General features: G+C 35.9%; 14 protein-coding genes and 1 other RNA gene. 9 read left to right on the plus strand and 6 right to left on the minus strand.

The window, feature by feature from the left end; genetic code table 11:
* Positions 1-219 precede the first annotated feature (219 nt).
* The 3 genes from GJU43_RS03225 to GJU43_RS03235 all read right to left on the minus strand — a co-directional run bounded on the left by GJU43_RS03225 (position 220) and on the right by GJU43_RS03235 (position 3,806).
* Positions 220-1,854 carry an ABC-F family ATP-binding cassette domain-containing protein gene (locus GJU43_RS03225; protein ID WP_154339402.1) on the minus strand — a complete coding sequence of 545 codons (1,635 nt, stop codon included), beginning with the start codon at positions 1,852-1,854 and terminating at the stop codon, positions 220-222.
* A 355-nt stretch (positions 1,855-2,209) separates the two neighbouring features.
* Complete coding sequence (locus GJU43_RS03230) at positions 2,210-3,385, minus strand: GlmU family protein (RefSeq protein ID WP_154339403.1); 1,176 nt, start codon at positions 3,383-3,385, stop codon at positions 2,210-2,212.
* A gap of 169 nt (positions 3,386-3,554) precedes the next feature.
* Positions 3,555-3,806: a type B 50S ribosomal protein L31 gene (locus tag GJU43_RS03235; RefSeq protein ID WP_127339835.1), complete on the minus strand. Its 252-nt coding sequence runs from the start codon at positions 3,804-3,806 to the stop codon at positions 3,555-3,557.
* A gap of 271 nt (positions 3,807-4,077) precedes the next feature.
* Between GJU43_RS03235 and GJU43_RS03240 the strand changes: the two genes are divergently transcribed.
* The 6 genes from GJU43_RS03240 (at position 4,078) to GJU43_RS03265 (ending at position 11,097) form a co-directional block, all read left to right on the plus strand.
* Positions 4,078-4,608 carry a DUF4199 domain-containing protein gene (locus tag GJU43_RS03240; protein WP_154339404.1) on the plus strand — a complete coding sequence of 177 codons (531 nt, stop codon included), beginning with the start codon at positions 4,078-4,080 and terminating at the stop codon, positions 4,606-4,608.
* 7 nt (positions 4,609-4,615) lie between these two features.
* Positions 4,616-5,572: a glycosyltransferase family 2 protein gene (locus tag GJU43_RS03245; RefSeq protein ID WP_154339405.1), complete on the plus strand. Its 957-nt coding sequence runs from the start codon at positions 4,616-4,618 to the stop codon at positions 5,570-5,572.
* 122 nt (positions 5,573-5,694) lie between these two features.
* On the plus strand, positions 5,695-7,422 hold the full coding sequence (locus GJU43_RS03250) for a phospho-sugar mutase (RefSeq protein WP_154339567.1): 1,728 nt from the start codon (positions 5,695-5,697) through the stop codon (positions 7,420-7,422).
* Positions 7,423-7,428: 6 nt separating this feature from the next.
* Positions 7,429-8,466, plus strand: a complete 1,038-nt coding sequence (locus GJU43_RS03255) for a YhcG family protein (RefSeq protein ID WP_154339406.1) — start codon at positions 7,429-7,431, stop codon at positions 8,464-8,466.
* Positions 8,467-10,296 (plus strand): ABC transporter ATP-binding protein, encoded by a 1,830-nt coding sequence (locus GJU43_RS03260; protein WP_154339407.1) that lies wholly within the window; start codon positions 8,467-8,469, stop codon positions 10,294-10,296.
* Between the two features lie 99 nt (positions 10,297-10,395).
* Positions 10,396-11,097, plus strand: coding sequence for a hypothetical protein (locus GJU43_RS03265; RefSeq protein WP_154339408.1), 702 nt, complete (start codon positions 10,396-10,398; stop codon positions 11,095-11,097).
* A 174-nt stretch (positions 11,098-11,271) separates the two neighbouring features.
* Here the strand turns inward: GJU43_RS03265 and GJU43_RS03270 are convergent, their stop codons facing one another.
* From GJU43_RS03270 to GJU43_RS03280, 3 genes are all read right to left on the minus strand, one after another.
* Positions 11,272-11,994 (minus strand): hypothetical protein, encoded by a 723-nt coding sequence (locus tag GJU43_RS03270; RefSeq protein WP_154339409.1) that lies wholly within the window; start codon positions 11,992-11,994, stop codon positions 11,272-11,274.
* Positions 11,995-12,104: 110 nt separating this feature from the next.
* Positions 12,105-14,567, minus strand: coding sequence for a carboxypeptidase-like regulatory domain-containing protein (locus tag GJU43_RS03275; RefSeq protein WP_154339410.1), 2,463 nt, complete (start codon positions 14,565-14,567; stop codon positions 12,105-12,107).
* A gap of 11 nt (positions 14,568-14,578) precedes the next feature.
* Entirely contained in the window at positions 14,579-16,276 is a 1,698-nt protein-coding gene (locus tag GJU43_RS03280) for a M23 family metallopeptidase (protein WP_154339411.1), read from the minus strand.
* A 179-nt stretch (positions 16,277-16,455) separates the two neighbouring features.
* Here GJU43_RS03280 and GJU43_RS03285 point away from each other — a divergent pair, with 179 nt between their 5' ends.
* The 3 genes from GJU43_RS03285 (at position 16,456) to ssrS (ending at position 17,201) form a co-directional block, all read left to right on the plus strand.
* Positions 16,456-16,746, plus strand: coding sequence for a hypothetical protein (locus GJU43_RS03285; protein WP_154339412.1), 291 nt, complete (start codon positions 16,456-16,458; stop codon positions 16,744-16,746).
* A gap of 4 nt (positions 16,747-16,750) precedes the next feature.
* Positions 16,751-17,041 carry a cell division protein ZapA gene (locus GJU43_RS03290; RefSeq protein WP_154339413.1) on the plus strand — a complete coding sequence of 97 codons (291 nt, stop codon included), beginning with the start codon at positions 16,751-16,753 and terminating at the stop codon, positions 17,039-17,041.
* Between the two features lie 51 nt (positions 17,042-17,092).
* Positions 17,093-17,201: non-coding RNA, 6S RNA (ssrS, locus tag GJU43_RS03295), on the plus strand.
* The last annotated feature ends 2 nt before the right edge of the window (positions 17,202-17,203 follow it).

Genomic DNA, 17,203 nt, shown 5'->3' on the forward strand with positions numbered 1-17,203 from the left:
CCATAAGTAATTAGATTTTTTACAGACCGATTTAAAAATGAGATTTTTTTCCTGAAAAAGACAAATCCTTTGGTATTGCATTTAAAAACATTCCTCTAAAGTAACAAAAAAAGCAACATATTGTAAAAAAAATTGCACTAAAATTATGTTACCAAAGTATAAAACCAAAAAAAGCGCAGGAATTACCCTGCGCTTTTTGTTTGTATAGATTTTTAAAAATTACTTTTCGATCTCTCTCATAGAATCCATTTTCTTATGTGCAAGAAAGCCTGCGACATCTTCAAAATGTTCTTTTACACGTTTGTTCCCAAATTCAAAAACTTTAGTCGCTAATCCGTCAAGAAAATCACGATCGTGTGAAACTAAGATCAAAGTTCCGTCAAAATCACGCAAAGCATCCTTGATAATATCTTTGGTTTTCATGTCCAGGTGATTGGAAGGCTCATCCAGAATCAACAGGTTCACAGGTTCCAACAACAATTTAATCATTGCCAGACGTGTTTTTTCACCACCCGAAAGCACTTTTACTTTTTTGGTAATATCATCACCATGAAACATAAAGGCTCCTAAAATATTTTTAATTTGTGTTCTTACATCTCCAACCGCAATACCATCAATCGTTTCAAAAATCGTAGCATTCTCATCTAATAAAGCTGCCTGATTCTGAGCAAAATATCCAATTTGTGAATTATGACCAATCTCAACACTACCTTCATCAATACCTATTTCTTTCATAATAGCCTTGATCATAGTCGATTTTCCTTCTCCGTTTTTACCCACAAAAGCTACTTTCTGGCCTCTTTCGATCACAATATTAGCATCTTTGAACACTACATGATCGCCATATGATTTTGATAAATCTTTTACCACAACAGGATATTGTCCGGAACGTGCTGCCGGTGGAAATTTCAATTTCAAGGCAGAAGTATCTACTTCATCGACCTGAACAATCACCAGTTTCTCCAACATCTTAACACGGGACTGCACGGCATCCGTCTTAGAGAAAGTACCTTTAAAACGATCTATAAAAGCCCTGTTATCCGCAATCATTCTCTGCTGCTCATCATATGCTTTTTGCTGGTGGATACGACGGTCTTTTCTCAACTCCAGATAATGGGAATATTTCGCTTTGTAATCGTAAATTCTTCCCATCGTTACTTCAATCGTACGATTGGTAATATTATCTACGAATGCCCTGTCGTGCGAAATAACCACAACAGCCTTAGCAGCATTCAAAAGAAAGTCTTCTAACCATTGAATACTTTCGATATCCATGTGATTGGTCGGCTCATCCAGCAAAATTAAATCCGGTTTTTTCAAAAGGATTTTAGCCAGCTCAATACGCATTCTCCATCCTCCTGAAAACTCAGAAGTCTGACGTGTAAAATCTTCACGTTCAAACCCAAGACCTACTAAAATTTTCTCAACTTCAGCTTCATAATTAACTTCTTCGATCGCGTAAAATTTCTCACTTAAATCAGAAACTCTTTCGATAAGCTTCATATATTCGTCACTTTCGTAATCGGTACGAACGGTTAATTGCTCGTTGATTTCATCTATTTCAGCCTTCATACTGAAAATTTCACCAAAAGCTTTTGACGCCTCTTCCATTACAGTGGCTCCGTCTGTCGTTAGCAAATGCTGTGGCAGATAAGCGATAACAGCTTCCTTCGGAGCTGAGATATTTCCGGTAGAAGGTTTACTCTGTCCTGCAATTATTTTTAAAAGTGTCGATTTTCCCGCACCATTCTTACCCATAAGGGCAATTTTATCATTTTCGTTTATAGCAAAAGAAACATCACTAAAAAGAGTAGTTCCGCCAAACTGAACTGAAATATCGTTAACTGTAATCATTTAAATTTTTAGATTTTTAGACTGCTTAGATTTTTAGATCTTTCAGCTGGTATTTTTTGAAAGCGCAAAGATAGATTAATTAGATAATTAGGCAATTTGAAAATTAGATAATTTTGAAGGTGTGTTAATTAGATACTTTTTAGAACGCAAAACCCGACAGGTTTAAAAAACCTGTCGGGTTTGCTGCGATTAGAGAATGTGCCAATTAGAAAATTAGATAATTAGATAATTTTGAAAATTTGTCAATTGGATACTTTTAAAAATATTATAACAAACAAAACCCGACAGGTTTTTTAAACCTGTCGGGTTACAAAAAATTATCTAATTATCAAATTGACTAATTATCTAATTACTTTTAATCCTTTCTCCACTTTTTGGTTTCCTCAAAAACGTGTTCGAGGATAGCTGATTCTGTTTCATCAAATTCGATGTTTCTTCTGCCCATGACCAGTTTCGCTGTTTCAAACGCTTTTTTGGTCACATAAGTTGTAAATCCTGCTGCGCCGCCCCATGAAAAACTCGGAACAAAATTGCGGGGAAATCCACTGCCAAAAATATTGGCACTTACACCCACAACAGTTCCGGTATTAAACATGGTATTGATTCCGCATTTACTGTGGTCTCCCATCATCAAACCACAAAACTGAAGCCCGGTTTTTGCAAAACCTTCTGTTTCGTAGCTCCATAATTTCACTTCTTCGTAATTGTTTTTCAGGTTTGAATTGTTAGAATCTGCTCCAATGTTGCACCATTCCCCTAAAACCGAATCTCCTAAAAATCCGTCATGCCCTTTGTTTGAGTTTGCAAAAAGAACTGAATTTTTAACCTCTCCCCCTATTCTTGATCCAACACCCACTGTTGTGGCACCGTAAATTTTAGCATTTAGTTTTACCTGTGCATTTTCGCATAATGCAAAAGGACCGCGAATTACCGTACCCTCCATTATCTCCGAATTCTTACCTATATAAATAGGACCCACTGAAGCGTTTAAAGTGACAAACTCTAATTTTGCTCCTTCTTCTATAAATATATTTTCGGGTGCAATGGTATTGACACTTTTCGGAATTGGCTGAGATTTTCTGCCTTCGGTCAGGTAGTTGAAATCTTCTCGAATGGCAGCATCATTTTTAGAAAAAATATCCCATGTATGTTCAACCGTCAGGCAATCTCCGTTGTATTGAATAATTTCATATGAATCGAAATCAACTTCTTCCTGGTTCTCCGTTGTAAAAAAAGCGATTACATCTTCTCCTTTAAAAATGGCCTGATTTTCCTTTAAATCAGAAACCATTTCAGCAAGCGTATCATTTGGCAAATACGCCGCATTGATCATCACATTTTCTTCCATTTCCACCATTGGAAATTTCGCAGATAAATAATCTTCAGTAATCGTGGTTATCGTGGAGCCTAAGCGTGTTTCCCATTTTTGGCGAATCGTCATAATTCCGATTAGGATATCAGCTACAGGTCTTGTAAAAGTAAAAGGGAGCAAAGCATTCCGGACGGGACCGTCAAATAGAATGTAATTCATAAAATTAATATTTGTTAAAATTTCGAGTTGGTTACCTGGTTCAAAGTTACAAATATTTTATTTGCATCATTAAACATGTATCAGACCAAATCAATTTTCGATCAGAAAATTCCATAAAAAAAGCCTTCCAATTTGGAAGGCTTTTATATTTAAAGAAAAACAGCTTTTATTATTTAGCGTGTTTTGCATATTTAGTTTTGAATTTATCAATACGTCCTGCAGTATCGATAAGTTTAGATTTACCAGTATAAAAAGGGTGAGATGTTCTTGAAATCTCCATTTTTACAACTGGATACTCAACTCCGTCAACTTCAATTGTTTCTTTTGTATCTGCAGTAGATTTAGTGATAAAAACATCTTCATTTGACATGTCTTTAAATGCAACTAATCTGTAATTTTCCGGGTGGATTCCTTTTTTCATCTTTTCTTTTATTTATTGTTTAGAGGATTTTCGTTTTGAAGCTTTTTCATGGTTAGAAAAAGGTGTAAACAAACAATACTCTTTTTTGTTTAAAAATTTAATTATTTTTGAGTGTGCAAATTTACATTTATTTTTTAATAAACAAATCTTTTAGTCAATATTTTTAATCACAGGTCCATTTGCGTCAATATTTCTAATATATATCTGACTTTTGCTTTTGTATATATGGTAATTGTTATATTTGTGGATTAATTTTAAAACATATAGAAATATGATCAATGAAGTTATAAAAAAAAATGGGATTACTTTTGGTGTAATGATCGGAATTGCATCGGCATTAGTTACTGCTACTATATATGCTATTGATTTAAATTTATTCACTTCATGGTGGATGGGACTTATCGGTATTGCCATTAGTCTGACGCTGTCAATCATTTTACTTTCTAAAACAAAGAGAGAACTAAATGGTATTTTTCCTTTTAAAGAAGCCTTTACTACTTATTTTATTGCTGCCGTGATCGGAATCCTGATTTCTACTTTTTTTAATATTATCCTTTTTAATGTTATCGATCCCGGTGCAAAAGACACTTTAAGCGAATTAATTATTAAATATACGGTAGGAATGATGCAGAAATTCGGAACACCGGCATCCGCTATTAACGAAACTATTGCTAAAATGAAACTAAGCAATCCGTATTCTACTATTGAATTACTAAAAGGATCTGTTTTCGCGATAGTGGTGAGCTCTATTTTCGGATTGATTTTCGCAGCATTTTTTAAAAGCAAAACTACACAAGAATAAAAAATAAATGAATTTATCTATACTTATACCGCTTCTTAATGAAGAGGAATCACTTCAAGAACTCTATTCCTGGATTATTAAAGTGATGCAATCTAACAATTACTCTTATGAAATCATTTTTGTGGATGATGGAAGTACAGATGATTCTTGGAATATTATTGAAAGCTTTTCAAACGAAAACCCGAATGTAAAGGGAATTCGTTTCATGAAAAATTTTGGAAAATCACAAGCTTTACACGCTGGTTTTGCAAAAGCAAAAGGAGATGTGATCATTACGATGGACGCGGATTTACAGGACAGTCCTGATGAGATTCCGGGTTTATACCAAATGATTACCGCCGAAAAATTTGACCTGGTTTCAGGCTGGAAAAAGAAGCGTTATGATTCTGTTGTAGCGAAAAATCTTCCTTCCAAATTATTCAACTGGGCGGCAAGAAAAACTTCGGGCGTTGAACTGAATGATTTCAACTGCGGATTAAAGGCTTATAAAAATACAGTAGTAAAAAACATAGAAGTTTCGGGCGAGATGCACCGTTACATTCCGGTTTTGGCAAAAAATGCAGGTTTTAATAAAATTGGCGAAAAGGTGGTAATTCACCAGGCCCGCAAATATGGTGAAACCAAATTTGGAATGGAGCGTTTTATCAACGGTTTCCTTGATTTGATTACCATTTGGTTTTTATCCCGATTCGGAAAAAGACCGATGCACTTATTTGGTGCAATGGGCTCCTTAATGTTTGTTATCGGATTTTTACTGGCGGGTTATATTGGCATTTCGAAATTGTATCATATGTACAACGGAATGAGATACAGCTTAATAACCAGTAATCCCTGGTTTTTTATTGCTTTAACTACAATGATCCTCGGAACTCAATTATTTCTGGCCGGTTTTCTTGGTGAAATTATCCTGAGAACAAAAAGTAACGAAGCACGTTATAAAGTCGCCCGAGAGGTTAATTTTTAACGTGAAGCCCCAGCCCTGATGGGAGTGGCATCCTTTTTCTGGCTTCTTTAGCCAGGAAAAGATACAACGGACAGCAGGAATAGCTCCCGAAAATTAGTATTAAATATAAAAATATACGAATGATGAATATAGCACCTAATATTTTGAATGCTGTAAACGAATGGCTGACGCCTGCATTTGATAACGAAACACAAGCAGCTGTTAAGGAATTAATGACTACTTCACCAAAGGAACTTGAAGAAAGTTTTTATAAAAACCTGGAATTTGGTACTGGCGGAATGCGTGGCGTTATGGGTGTTGGAAACAACCGAATTAACAAATATACCCTTGGGAAAAACACACAGGGTCTTTCGGATTATATGCATCAGGTTTTTCCAAATCAGCCTTTAAAAGTTGTCATTGCTTATGACTGTCGTCACAATAGTAATACGCTGGCTAAGGTGGTTGCCGACGTTTTCTCTGCAAACGGGATTCAGGTCTATCTATTTTCAGATTTACGACCAACTCCTGAATTATCTTTTGCCCTTAAATACTTAGGCTGCCAATGCGGAATCGTACTTACGGCTTCTCATAACCCGCCGGAATACAACGGATACAAAGTATACTGGGAAGACGGCGGACAAATTGTTCCTCCGCAAGATGCTGAAATCATTGCCGTAATCGAAAACCTGGATTATGATAAAATTAAATTTCAGGCCAACGAAAAACTGATTCAGTATATTGATACCGAAATCGACAAAGCTTTCGTAAAATCCTCTATTGAAAATGCAAGTTTTAACACGCCGTCTGAAGCAAAAGACAAGCTGCAGATTGTTTTCACCTCTTTGCACGGGACTTCTATAAAATCTATTCCGGATACTTTATCTCAGGCTGGTTATAAAAATGTACACATCGTTCCTGAGCAAGCTGTTCCGGACGGAAATTTCCCAACGGTAAAATCTCCAAATCCGGAAGAACCGGAAGCACTGACCATGGCTTTGGCTTTGGCAGAAAAAACCAATTCTGACATTGTAGTGGGAACTGACCCCGACTGTGACCGTTTAGGGGTTGCAGTACGAAACAATGACGGTAAAATGATTTTACTTAACGGAAATCAGACGATGGTTTTGATGACTTCTTTCTTATTGAAACAATGGAAAAAAGCCGGAAAAATTAATGGAAAACAATTCGTTGGCTCTACCATTGTTTCTACTCCGATGATGATGGAATTGGCCACAAGCTATGGCGTAGAATGCAAGGTCGGCCTTACCGGTTTTAAATGGATTGCCAAAATGATCAAGGACTTCCCTGAACTTCAGTTTATCGGAGGTGGCGAAGAAAGCTTTGGTTTTATGGTGGGCGATGCTGTAAGAGATAAAGATGCTGTTGCTGCTACCCTATTGATCTGTGAAGTTGCCGCTCAGGCAAAAGCGGCCGGAAGTTCTGTTTACAAAGAACTTTTACAGCTTTATGTTGAAAATGGTTTCTACAAGGAATTCCTGGTATCCTTAACCAAAAAAGGAATGGAAGGTTTGGAAGAAATCAACCAGATGATGGTTAATTTACGCCAAAATCCTTTAAAAGAAATCAGCGGTCAGCGTGTCATTATGGTGGAAGATTATCAGTCATCGATTGCTCTAAATCTTTTATCGGGTGAAGAAACTGTCATGGACATCCCAAAATCGAATGTATTGATTTATTACACCGAAGACGGCTCTAAAATCTGCGCAAGACCAAGCGGAACGGAGCCAAAAATCAAATTCTACATCAGTGTAAATGCTGAATTAGAATCGGTTCAGGATTTTGATGCAGCGGAAAGTTTCTTAGACGAAAAAATACAAAATATCATTGCAGGAATGCAATTGCAATAATAAATAATGAGTGATAAACCTGAAGCAAATAATCAGCCTGAACTATTAAATTCGATTATAGGATTAATAGATCAGACGCGTCATTTTGTTGCCAAAACGGTAAATCAGGAATTAACTCTTTTGTATTGGAAAATAGGAAAAACGATCAATGAGGAAATCTTAAAAAATGATCGGGCTGATTACGGGAAGAAACTTATAAAAAATTTAAGCGAAGAGCTGTCCAATAGATACGGAAGCGGATTTAACAAAAGAAACCTCCACAGTTTCATCAAGTTAAACTCTATTATTCAAGACATTACAATTGTGCACACAGTGTGTGCACAATTGAGTTGGTCTCATATTAGAACTTTAATTTATATTGAGAATAATATAAAACGTGAATTCTATGTTCAAATGAGTATTCATGAAAGATGGAGCGTAAGAACTTTACAAGAACGTATTGACAGCATGCTTTTTGAAAGAACTGCAATCAGCAAAAAGCCCGAAGAAACCATAATTAATGATCTTGAGTTATTAAAAACCGAAAAACAAATTAGTCCTGATTTAATTTTTCGGGATCCTTATTTTTTAGATTTCTTAGGTCTTCATAACAGTTATTCTGAGAAGGATCTGGAAAGCTCTATTTTAGCTCAATTACAAAATTTCATTACTGAAATGGGCAGCGAATTTGCTTTTCTTGCACGTCAAAAAAGAATTACAATTGATGACGAGGATTTTTACATCGATTTACTTTTTTATCATCGCGGTCTTAGAAGATTGGTTGCTATTGACTTAAAATTAGGAAAGTTTAAAGCCGGATACAAAGGTCAAATGGAGCTTTATTTACGTTGGTTAGAGAAAAACGAACAAAAAGAAGGTGAATACAAACCAATTGGATTAATTTTGTGTAGTGAAAAATCCCCTGAACAAATAAATTATTTAATGCTTGACAATGACGAACAGATCAAAGTCTCTGCTTATTTAACCCAATTACCAGAAAAAAAATTATTGCTAGAAAAACTGGAAAAAGCCATTGCTATAGCAGAAAACAATATTTATAAATAAATGAGTAATTTCAAAAAAATAGTTCCTTTTATATATCCGTATAAAAAATACGCATTGCTAAACGTCTTTTTCAATGTTTTATATGCCCTTTTCAGCACACTTTCGTTTGTTGCCTTAATCCCGATGCTTCAGGTTTTATTTGATAAAAGCAAGCAAATTACAGTAAAACCCGTATATCAGGGAATTCTGAAAATTCAGGACTATGGCCAGGACTATTTAAGTTATTACATTACCACAACAAAAGGCACACATGAATCCGGTTACGTTTTATCGATCATGGTGGCCATTATTATCTCCATCTTTTTATTAAAAAACTTAGCCGATTATATGGCCATGTTTTTCATTACTTTTTTAAGGAATGGAGTTTTAAGAGACATGCGAAATGCTTTGTATAAAAAAACACTAGAACTGCCTTTGGCCTTTTACTCTGAAAAAAGAAAAGGAGATGTAATTTCGAGAATTTCCGGGGATGTAAACGAAGTTCAGAATTCCTTTTTAGCCATTCTGGAGCTCATCGTAAAAGAGCCTTTGACTATAGTTTTCACCATCGCTACTATGCTTATAATTAGTGCGAAACTAACCATATTTGTCTTTATTTTTATTCCGGTTTCAGGATACATCATTTCTTTGATTGGAAAACAACTTAAAAAACAATCTACCAAAGCACAACAGGAACAAGGTACTTTTTTGTCTACTATTGAAGAAACCATTGGTGGTTTGAAAGTAGTAAAAGGGTATAATTCCGAGAATTATTTCAACTCCGTTTTCCAAAACTCAACAGAACGTTTTTTTAGTTTATCCAACAGTATCGGAAATCGCCAAAACTTAGCTTCACCTGCCAGTGAGTTTATGGGAATCACCGTAATTGCCATATTACTTTGGTACGGAGGCCAAATGGTCTTAATTGACAAAACACTGGACGGCGCTTCTTTTATAGCCTACATGGGATTAGCCTATAACATCCTGACCCCTGCAAAAGCGATTTCTAAAGCCTCGTACGGTGTAAAAAGAGGAAATGCCGCTGCAGAACGTGTACTGGAGATTTTAGATCAGGACAATCCAATTACAAGCAAGGTTGATGCTGTCGAAAAAACAACTTTTGACAACAACATAACGGTTCAGAATATTAATTTTAAATATGAAGATGAAACGGTATTAAAAGATTTTTCCCTTCAAATTAAAAAAGGACAAACTGTTGCTCTTGTGGGACAATCCGGAAGTGGAAAAAGTACCATTGCCAATTTACTAACGCGTTTTTATGATGTAAATGACGGTTCGATTTCTATTGACGGAATCAACATCAAGGACATGAATTTACAATCCCTTAGAAGCTTAATGGGATTGGTAACCCAGGACAGCATCTTGTTTAATGATACTATAAAAGCGAATATTTCATTAGGAAAACTAGACGCTACCGATGATGAAATCATCGATGCCCTTAAAATTGCTAATGCGTATGAATTCGTAAAAGATCTTCCGCTAGGCATTTACACCAATATCGGTGACAGTGGAAACAAACTTTCAGGAGGCCAGAAACAACGTTTATCAATTGCCCGCGCCGTATTGAAAAATCCTCCGATTATGATTTTGGATGAAGCCACATCAGCATTGGATACTGAAAGTGAAAAATTTGTACAGGTTGCCCTTGAAAACATGATGCAGAACAGAACTTCGATTGTAATTGCACACCGCCTTTCTACCATCCAAAAAGCAGATGTGATCATAGTTATGCAAAAAGGAAAAATCGTTGAACAGGGGACCCACGACGAATTAATTGCCCATAACGGAACTTACAATAAACTGGTAACGATGCAATCTTTTGAATCTTAACCATTTTTGCCACAGCTTGCGCCAGTAACACTGATTCAAATCATTTTAATCTGTGTAATTTGTGGCAGATTTTTTTAGTAAATCTATAAATCAACAACCATGTATCTCAACAATCCAAACATAAAGCTGCCTGAAGATCCGGATACTATTGTTTGGAAATACTTAGACCTGTCTAAGTTTCTTGATTTACTGCTTTCCAAAAAGCTGTTCATGTCACGTTCCGACAAATTTGAAGATCAGTACGAAGGTACTTTTAGCGAGCCTACCTTTGAGGAGATTAAAAAACTGGCAGTAGACAATCCTGACTTTTTAAATTATTATAAAATACACCGTGAAAAAGTAGCGATAAGCAGCTGGCATATTAACGAGTACGAATCGTTTGCCATGTGGCAGATATTCACCCAAAACAGTGAAGGATTAGCCATTCAGTCTACCATTGGAAGACTTCAAAGTGCCTTAAATCCGGAGAATAATTTTGATCAGTATATTGGTGAAGTAAATTATATCGACTACAAAAAAGAATACATTCCGTTTGACGATTTGTTCTTTCCGTTTTTATTTAAGCGAAAGAGCTTTCAATATGAACGCGAAGTCCGCATCATCACAGATACTTCAAAAAGCAACATAAAACTGAATGACGGCTTGAAAATCAATGTCAATATCAATCAGTTAATTGAAAAAATATACATTCATCCCAAATCAGAAAACTGGTATAAAAAACTCGTAATTGAGTTGGTAGAGCGCCTGGGCTTTGGAATCGAAATAGAGAAATCAGATCTGGAAAGTGATATTTTGATTTAGTTTTTTTTAAAAGGTGCTAAGGTACTGAGGGCTAAGATGCTGAGTTTTTTTAAACCATAAATTATTTTCCGTTTTAAATAACAGAAAGCCAGTTAAAAATAAATTTTTAACTGGCTTTTTTATGTAAAAGATTTGAAAATCTTAGAACCTTAGCCTCTCAGCACCTTAGAACCTTTATATCGGTTTATAATTCTTTACTTCCCATTTTTTGGAAGCCAGATCAATATAGCTGTAATGCAAGACATCATTTTTATCAAACTGACCGTTTTGATTGGTATCTTCGATTGTTCTGAAATACAAACGGCTTTTAGAATCAATTAAACTCCAGTCTACCAATTCCTGAAAGTCTTCAGAAACTTTAGTGAAATTTTCTCCGCTAATATTGCTCAGGTATAATGTTTTGATATCTGCGCCATCAATTTTTCCGTCTTTATTGGTATCAGAATCCGCCAGCGTATAGACCATAATCTGATTTTTCGTTTTGTCAGCAACTGTTTTTAAATAAGTCGCGGTTAAGATCAAAGCAGGCTTATCTGTTAAAGGCCGGATGGAATCCGAATCTGTTTTTTGAAATTTAAGATTTTGAAGATACCCTGTAATTTCATATTCTCCTAAATTTGAAATGGTAAAACTCAGATCATTTACGCTTGAAGATCCGTAACGTGCTTTTGTTCCTTTTTCAAATACTCTCAAATCACCAACCGGATGAATTAAGTAATCTGTTCCTTCCATCTGAATCGGCAAATCAGCGACTTCAATCTGGGTTGAATCCGTTTTATTTACGACATTTGCCTTATTAGCAGCATCATAAATCACTTTAGGTTTTTGAGCTTCATCTTTGCAACTTACTAAGCTTCCGATGATTGCTAAGGCTATATATTTTAATGATTTTTTCATCTATTCTAATTATATTGGGATATCAAATATAGTATTTTTGATTGTATTATACGTTTCATTTTAGTAAAACGGCAATTTCTCCAAACAAGTATCTGTTTCTGTCAATTTAACTACAACCTCGCATTTAGTTTAATATTAAAAACTCTCGAAGTCATATAATTCGGTATTGCGTATTGGTTTTTGGAATAAACATCCCTTACCCATGTATTTGTGATTGCGTTTTGATTATTGAATATATTAAAAATCTCCAGACCCACAGACAGTTCTTTAAAGTTTTTTAACCAACTTGTCTTGGCGCTTTTGGTACTGCTGTCTACAAAAACTTTAGCAAAACCGATATCTGCCCTACGATAATCGTTCAGTCGGTTCTGATACAAATAAGGATCCGAATACGATGGAGCCCCACCAGGCAGACCCGTATTATAGACTAAATTCAGATACATTTTAACGCTTGGAATATTCGGCATATAATCCTGAAACAACATGGCAAATTTCAATCGCTGATCTGTTGGCCGTGCAATATATCCTTTGTCTTCGTAATTTTCCTCCGTTTTCAGATAACCAAAACTGATCCAGGACTCTGTCCCCGGGACAAATTCTCCGTTCAGTCTGAAATCAAGACCTTGTGCATCGGCTTTTGCATTATTGTTGGCCACATACCGAATACGAACATTATCTATAGAATACGTATTGACATCGGTCAGCGATTTATAATACACCTCCGTTACCCATTTGAAAGGACGGTCCCACATTTTGAAGCTATAATCATTACTTAAAACAATATGTACAGATTGCTGCGCTTTGACGTTCGGATTCACTACGCCGTTCAGATCACGAAGTTCCCGGTAAAAAGGCGGCTGATGATACAATCCACCCGAAAGCCTGAAAACCATATCCATATCCCAATCGGGCTTTAAGGCAAACTGAGCTCTCGGACTAAAAACGATCTGGTTTTTCCCTTCTTCCGCTGCACCTGCAACTGACCAGCTTTGAAAACGTGCCCCCAGATTATACCAAATCTGACTGGAACCCAATTCTGTTTTCTGATTCCATTGTGCATAACCGGAAAATCGGTTTATCGTATTGAAATTAGTGGCGCGAACATCCTGATATGGTAACAAAGGACCGGTATAAGGCTCGTAAGGCTGATTGTTAGAAAGAATGACAATGGGCGGATTTATGGAAAATCCAGCCGAATCGATTACCTCCCACTCTATTACCCTGTCCCTAATTGATTCTCTCGTGTATTTCAAACCAAATTCAAGCTGACTGTCCCTCCACTCTTTAAAACCTTTTATTTCTGCATTTGCGATTAAGGCATCCAGATCATTACGCGCATGATTGAGCTGGGAACCGATCCCGCGTGTAAAATCAATATCGTCAGGATTTGTTGTCCCGTCAGCATTTACATTTCCCAATCGGTATTGTGCGAGAATATCAAAATGTTCTTCTTCTTTGGTATGAAACAAAGAGCCGATAAATTTAAAAGTGAGGGTTGGCGAAACTTTATAAGTCGTTTTCAGCGCGCCGAAATAAGTATCGTACTGATCTTTTTCCCTGCCTTCATAATAAACCGCAAGTGCCATGGGCTGATCTATTGTTCCAAATTTAGTTTCACGTGTTAAAGGCTGGTATAAATACTTATTTTGCGAAATATTCCCCAAAAAACTCATTTGCCATTTTTCAGAAATATCATAATTTACATTGGTCTGAACATCTACAAAAGTCGGAGTATAATTAGTTTGTGTGTCCTGACTGTTCACCAGCAAACTATTATTTCTGTAGCGCACTCCGGTCACAGCCGACCATTTCTTGTTTTTGGAAACCGCATCGACAGAGGCACTTCCCCCCAGCAAACTGGCTTCTAAGGAAGCCCCAAATTCTGTGGGTTTTCGATAAGTAATATCCAATACAGAAGATAATTTATCGCCAAATTTAGCCTGAAACCCTCCGGCAGAAAAATCAACATTCTGAACCAGATCCGTATTGGTAAAACTCAGACCTTCCTGCTGTCCCGAACGGATCAGAAAGGGGCGATAGACTTCAATTTCATTCACATACACCAGATTTTCATCATAATTACCGCCCCGTACTGCATATTGCGTACTAAGCTCATTATTTGAATTTACTCCTGGCAATGTTTTCAGGATATTTTCGATTCCGGCATTCGCACCGGGAATTTTCTTAATAGTCGACGCGTCGATAACCGTAATTCCCTGAACTCGTTTTTTATTTCCGGAAGACACGAAAACTTCGCCCATTTGTTCCTGGGCATTGCTCATTACGGGATTAAATACAAAAGTTTCATTGGGCTTTAAGTTCACGCTAAGACTCATCATTTTTAAGGAAATGTGAGTAAAAATCAAGACTGTTTTTTTATTGGAAGGAACTTCAATTTCAAAAAAACCATCAGCATTGGTCTGAGCTGTACTTCCTGATGAAGAAATATTTACATCGGCAACAGGCTGTTTTTCATTATTTAAAATGATTCCTTTAACACGGGCATTTTGAGCAAATGAGACATAACCAATGCACAAAAAAAGAAAAACGAATATTAATCTACTATAATTCAAACGTTTTGATTTTATTTTTGTTGACTTCTAAAAAAGTGAGTTTCAAAGATAGCAGAATTACCCACATTATCAACCACTTCAATTTTTAAATCATTTGCACCTTCAGCCACAATCCCATCCTCAAACTTGTGCGTAATTTTTCTCGTTTTATTATCATACTCAAACAAAATCCAGTTTCCGTTCAGATACCCGTTATACGATTTTATCCCAGACAAGCTGTCTCCTATGGTAAACTCCAGTGTTTTTACATCACTAATCCATTTATCCTGAATGGGCTTATTAATTTTTATTACCGGAGCGATGGTATCCAGAACCAATCCGTATTGTCCTAATATTTTCGATTTAGCGGTGAAAACATCTCCTTTTCGTGTTGTTGCATTATAACTTCTGCTGTTTCCGCTGATTCTTGCTATGAATACTTTATCTCTTACAGCTTCTGAATAAGCAGAATCTTTTATAGTTATTGTAAAATTGGAATGTACCGGAACAACATCCTCGTGAATATAAATTCGGTTGTTTTTCACATCAAAATTCATATTAAAATCATCGTAAAAAGTACCGGCAGGAAAAAACACCGACATATTCTCTTTTTCAAAATTGGAGTCTTTATTGTAGCGAACAAAATATTTCGAGGTATTGGGTTCTGAATTTACAATTGGTGCAGCCGGATCGTACTCTATCGGCACGTCAATCGAGTTTAAGTTCCCGAAATAATCAGATACTTCTATACGATAAGTAGAAGCCAGATTTGGATCGACAGAAATAATTCCACGAAGTGAATCTGTTTTGATTATACTCAAAGCAAAAGGCGTTTTCATAAACAACTTCTGAACGCGCTGACCGGATTTTTTATATTTCGGATAATCAATAAAAGCATTTATATAGCGCATTTCATCAAATGAATACGTATTGAATTGGTAGTTGTAGTTTTGATTTCCGTTTAAAAAAGTACTCACATTAAACACTCCGTTTTTATTATTTGAAACATCATCATAATCCACAGCAGAGATTCCGAAACCAATTTTACCATTTGCTTTAACTTTTGCTGCCAGGTAGGTACCGTCTTTCTGAAGTGCAAGACTTAATAATAGCGGCTGTTTTGACTGATTTACAACAGTATTTTCCGTCACAGGGTAAACATATAAACTGGAAATGGCTGGCTTTTTACTGTCTTTTATATTTTGGTCAAAACCAAAAAACATCGGATTAATAACAAATTCGGTTTTAGAATCACGGATTTCAAAATGCAAATGAGGTCCTTCAGAAGATCCGGTGTTTCCTGAAAGCGCAATTAATTGTCCTTTTGTAACAGGCAGTTCACCGGGTTTTGGAAACAATTCAATTTCAAAAGAATGTTCGGCATACTGCGCTTTCTGAACATAATCCTGAATTGGACCAATGGCGATTTGCAAATGTCCATAGACCGAAGTATATCCATTTGGATGGGTAATATAAATACATTTTCCATTACCAAAAGTCGACATTTTTATTCTTGAAACATATCCATCCGCAACTGCGTAGACATTTAAACCTTCTCTCTGATTGGTTTTTAAATCGAAGCCGGCATGAAAATGATTCGGGCGCAACTCCCCAAAATTACCCGAAAGCTGCATTGGGATATCCAGAGGCGGGCGAAAATAATCTTTAGGATATTGCGTCTGAGCAAAAATAAAATTACAGAAAAACAGTGTAAGTAGTGAAAATCTCATAAGCAACATTTTTGCTAAGATAAAAAATTACGAGGCCAAAACCGAGTAAAACGCTACAAAAATACAATTCACTGAATTTCACATATTTGTCTATTTTTAATGCAAAAAAAGCGATAAAAAATTGCATTAATAAAAAGGAATACTAACTTTGTATGATTAAGTAATGAATAGGATTTATAATGAGTGTAATTGCCGAAATAATTGATACTCTTGAATATAAAATCGAAAAGCTTTTTGAGAAGTCAAAAGGATTCGAGAAAAACAATCAGGAACTTAGATTACAACTAGCCAAAGCTGCACAAATCATCCAGAAACAATCTGAAGAAATCGAAGCTTTGAGAAAGCAATATGAAACACTTAAAATAGCCAATTCACTGCTCGGCAGCGACAATAACAAGAGAGAGACAAAGCTTAAAATAAATTCATTAATTCGCGAAATTGATTACTGTATAGCACAATTATCAGACTAGAAACATGGACGAAAAGCTTAGAATTAAAATATCAATTGCAGATCGGGTATACCCATTAACAGTAGAACCCAATCAGGAAGAAGGACTAAGAAGTGCTTCTAAGAAAATTGATGTGATGATCAGGCAATTTGAAGAAAGTTACGCAGTCCGCGACAAGCAGGACGTACTGGCCATGTGTGCCTTACAGTTTGCTTCACAAGTAGAACAGAAACAAATTGATTATACTGTCGATAGTGAAGACATCGAAAGAATTAAAAGATTAAATTTGCTTTTAGATCAATATCTCGAAAATTAAACGTTCTTTACAGAAACTAAGATACTGCCTACATTAGTTCATTTTTGGTAAACTCAACACTAACAATTTAGAATGAGCGAATCATCACTACTAAAGCATGCCACGCTTTTGCGAGGAAACTTGAACAGTGAGTTAGCTCAAAACTTGTCTTTACGAGTTTAT

The sequence above is a fragment of the Flavobacterium sp. LC2016-23 genome (assembly GCF_009674775.1).
GTDB lineage: Bacteria > Bacteroidota > Bacteroidia > Flavobacteriales > Flavobacteriaceae > Flavobacterium.

Bases quoted from the DNA above. Each gene is read 5' to 3' on its own strand.
- GJU43_RS03245 (WP_154339405.1), top strand. From the start codon at position 4,616: ATGAATTTATCTATACTTATACCGCTTCTTAATGAAGAGGAATCACTT.
- GJU43_RS03250 (WP_154339567.1), top strand. From the start codon at position 5,695: ATGAATATAGCACCTAATATTTTGAATGCTGTAAACGAATGGCTGACG.
- GJU43_RS03280 (WP_154339411.1), bottom strand. From the start codon at position 16,276: ATGAGATTTTCACTACTTACACTGTTTTTCTGTAATTTTATTTTTGCT.
- GJU43_RS03235 (WP_127339835.1), bottom strand. From the start codon at position 3,806: ATGAAAAAAGGAATCCACCCGGAAAATTACAGATTAGTTGCATTTAAA.
- GJU43_RS03230 (WP_154339403.1), bottom strand. From the start codon at position 3,385: ATGAATTACATTCTATTTGACGGTCCCGTCCGGAATGCTTTGCTCCCT.
- GJU43_RS03265 (WP_154339408.1), top strand. From the start codon at position 10,396: ATGTATCTCAACAATCCAAACATAAAGCTGCCTGAAGATCCGGATACT.
- GJU43_RS03225 (WP_154339402.1), bottom strand. From the start codon at position 1,854: ATGATTACAGTTAACGATATTTCAGTTCAGTTTGGCGGAACTACTCTT.
- GJU43_RS03260 (WP_154339407.1), top strand. From the start codon at position 8,467: ATGAGTAATTTCAAAAAAATAGTTCCTTTTATATATCCGTATAAAAAA.
- GJU43_RS03285 (WP_154339412.1), top strand. From the start codon at position 16,456: ATGAGTGTAATTGCCGAAATAATTGATACTCTTGAATATAAAATCGAA.
- GJU43_RS03255 (WP_154339406.1), top strand. From the start codon at position 7,429: ATGAGTGATAAACCTGAAGCAAATAATCAGCCTGAACTATTAAATTCG.
- GJU43_RS03270 (WP_154339409.1), bottom strand. From the start codon at position 11,994: ATGAAAAAATCATTAAAATATATAGCCTTAGCAATCATCGGAAGCTTA.
- GJU43_RS03290 (WP_154339413.1), top strand. From the start codon at position 16,751: ATGGACGAAAAGCTTAGAATTAAAATATCAATTGCAGATCGGGTATAC.
- GJU43_RS03240 (WP_154339404.1), top strand. From the start codon at position 4,078: ATGATCAATGAAGTTATAAAAAAAAATGGGATTACTTTTGGTGTAATG.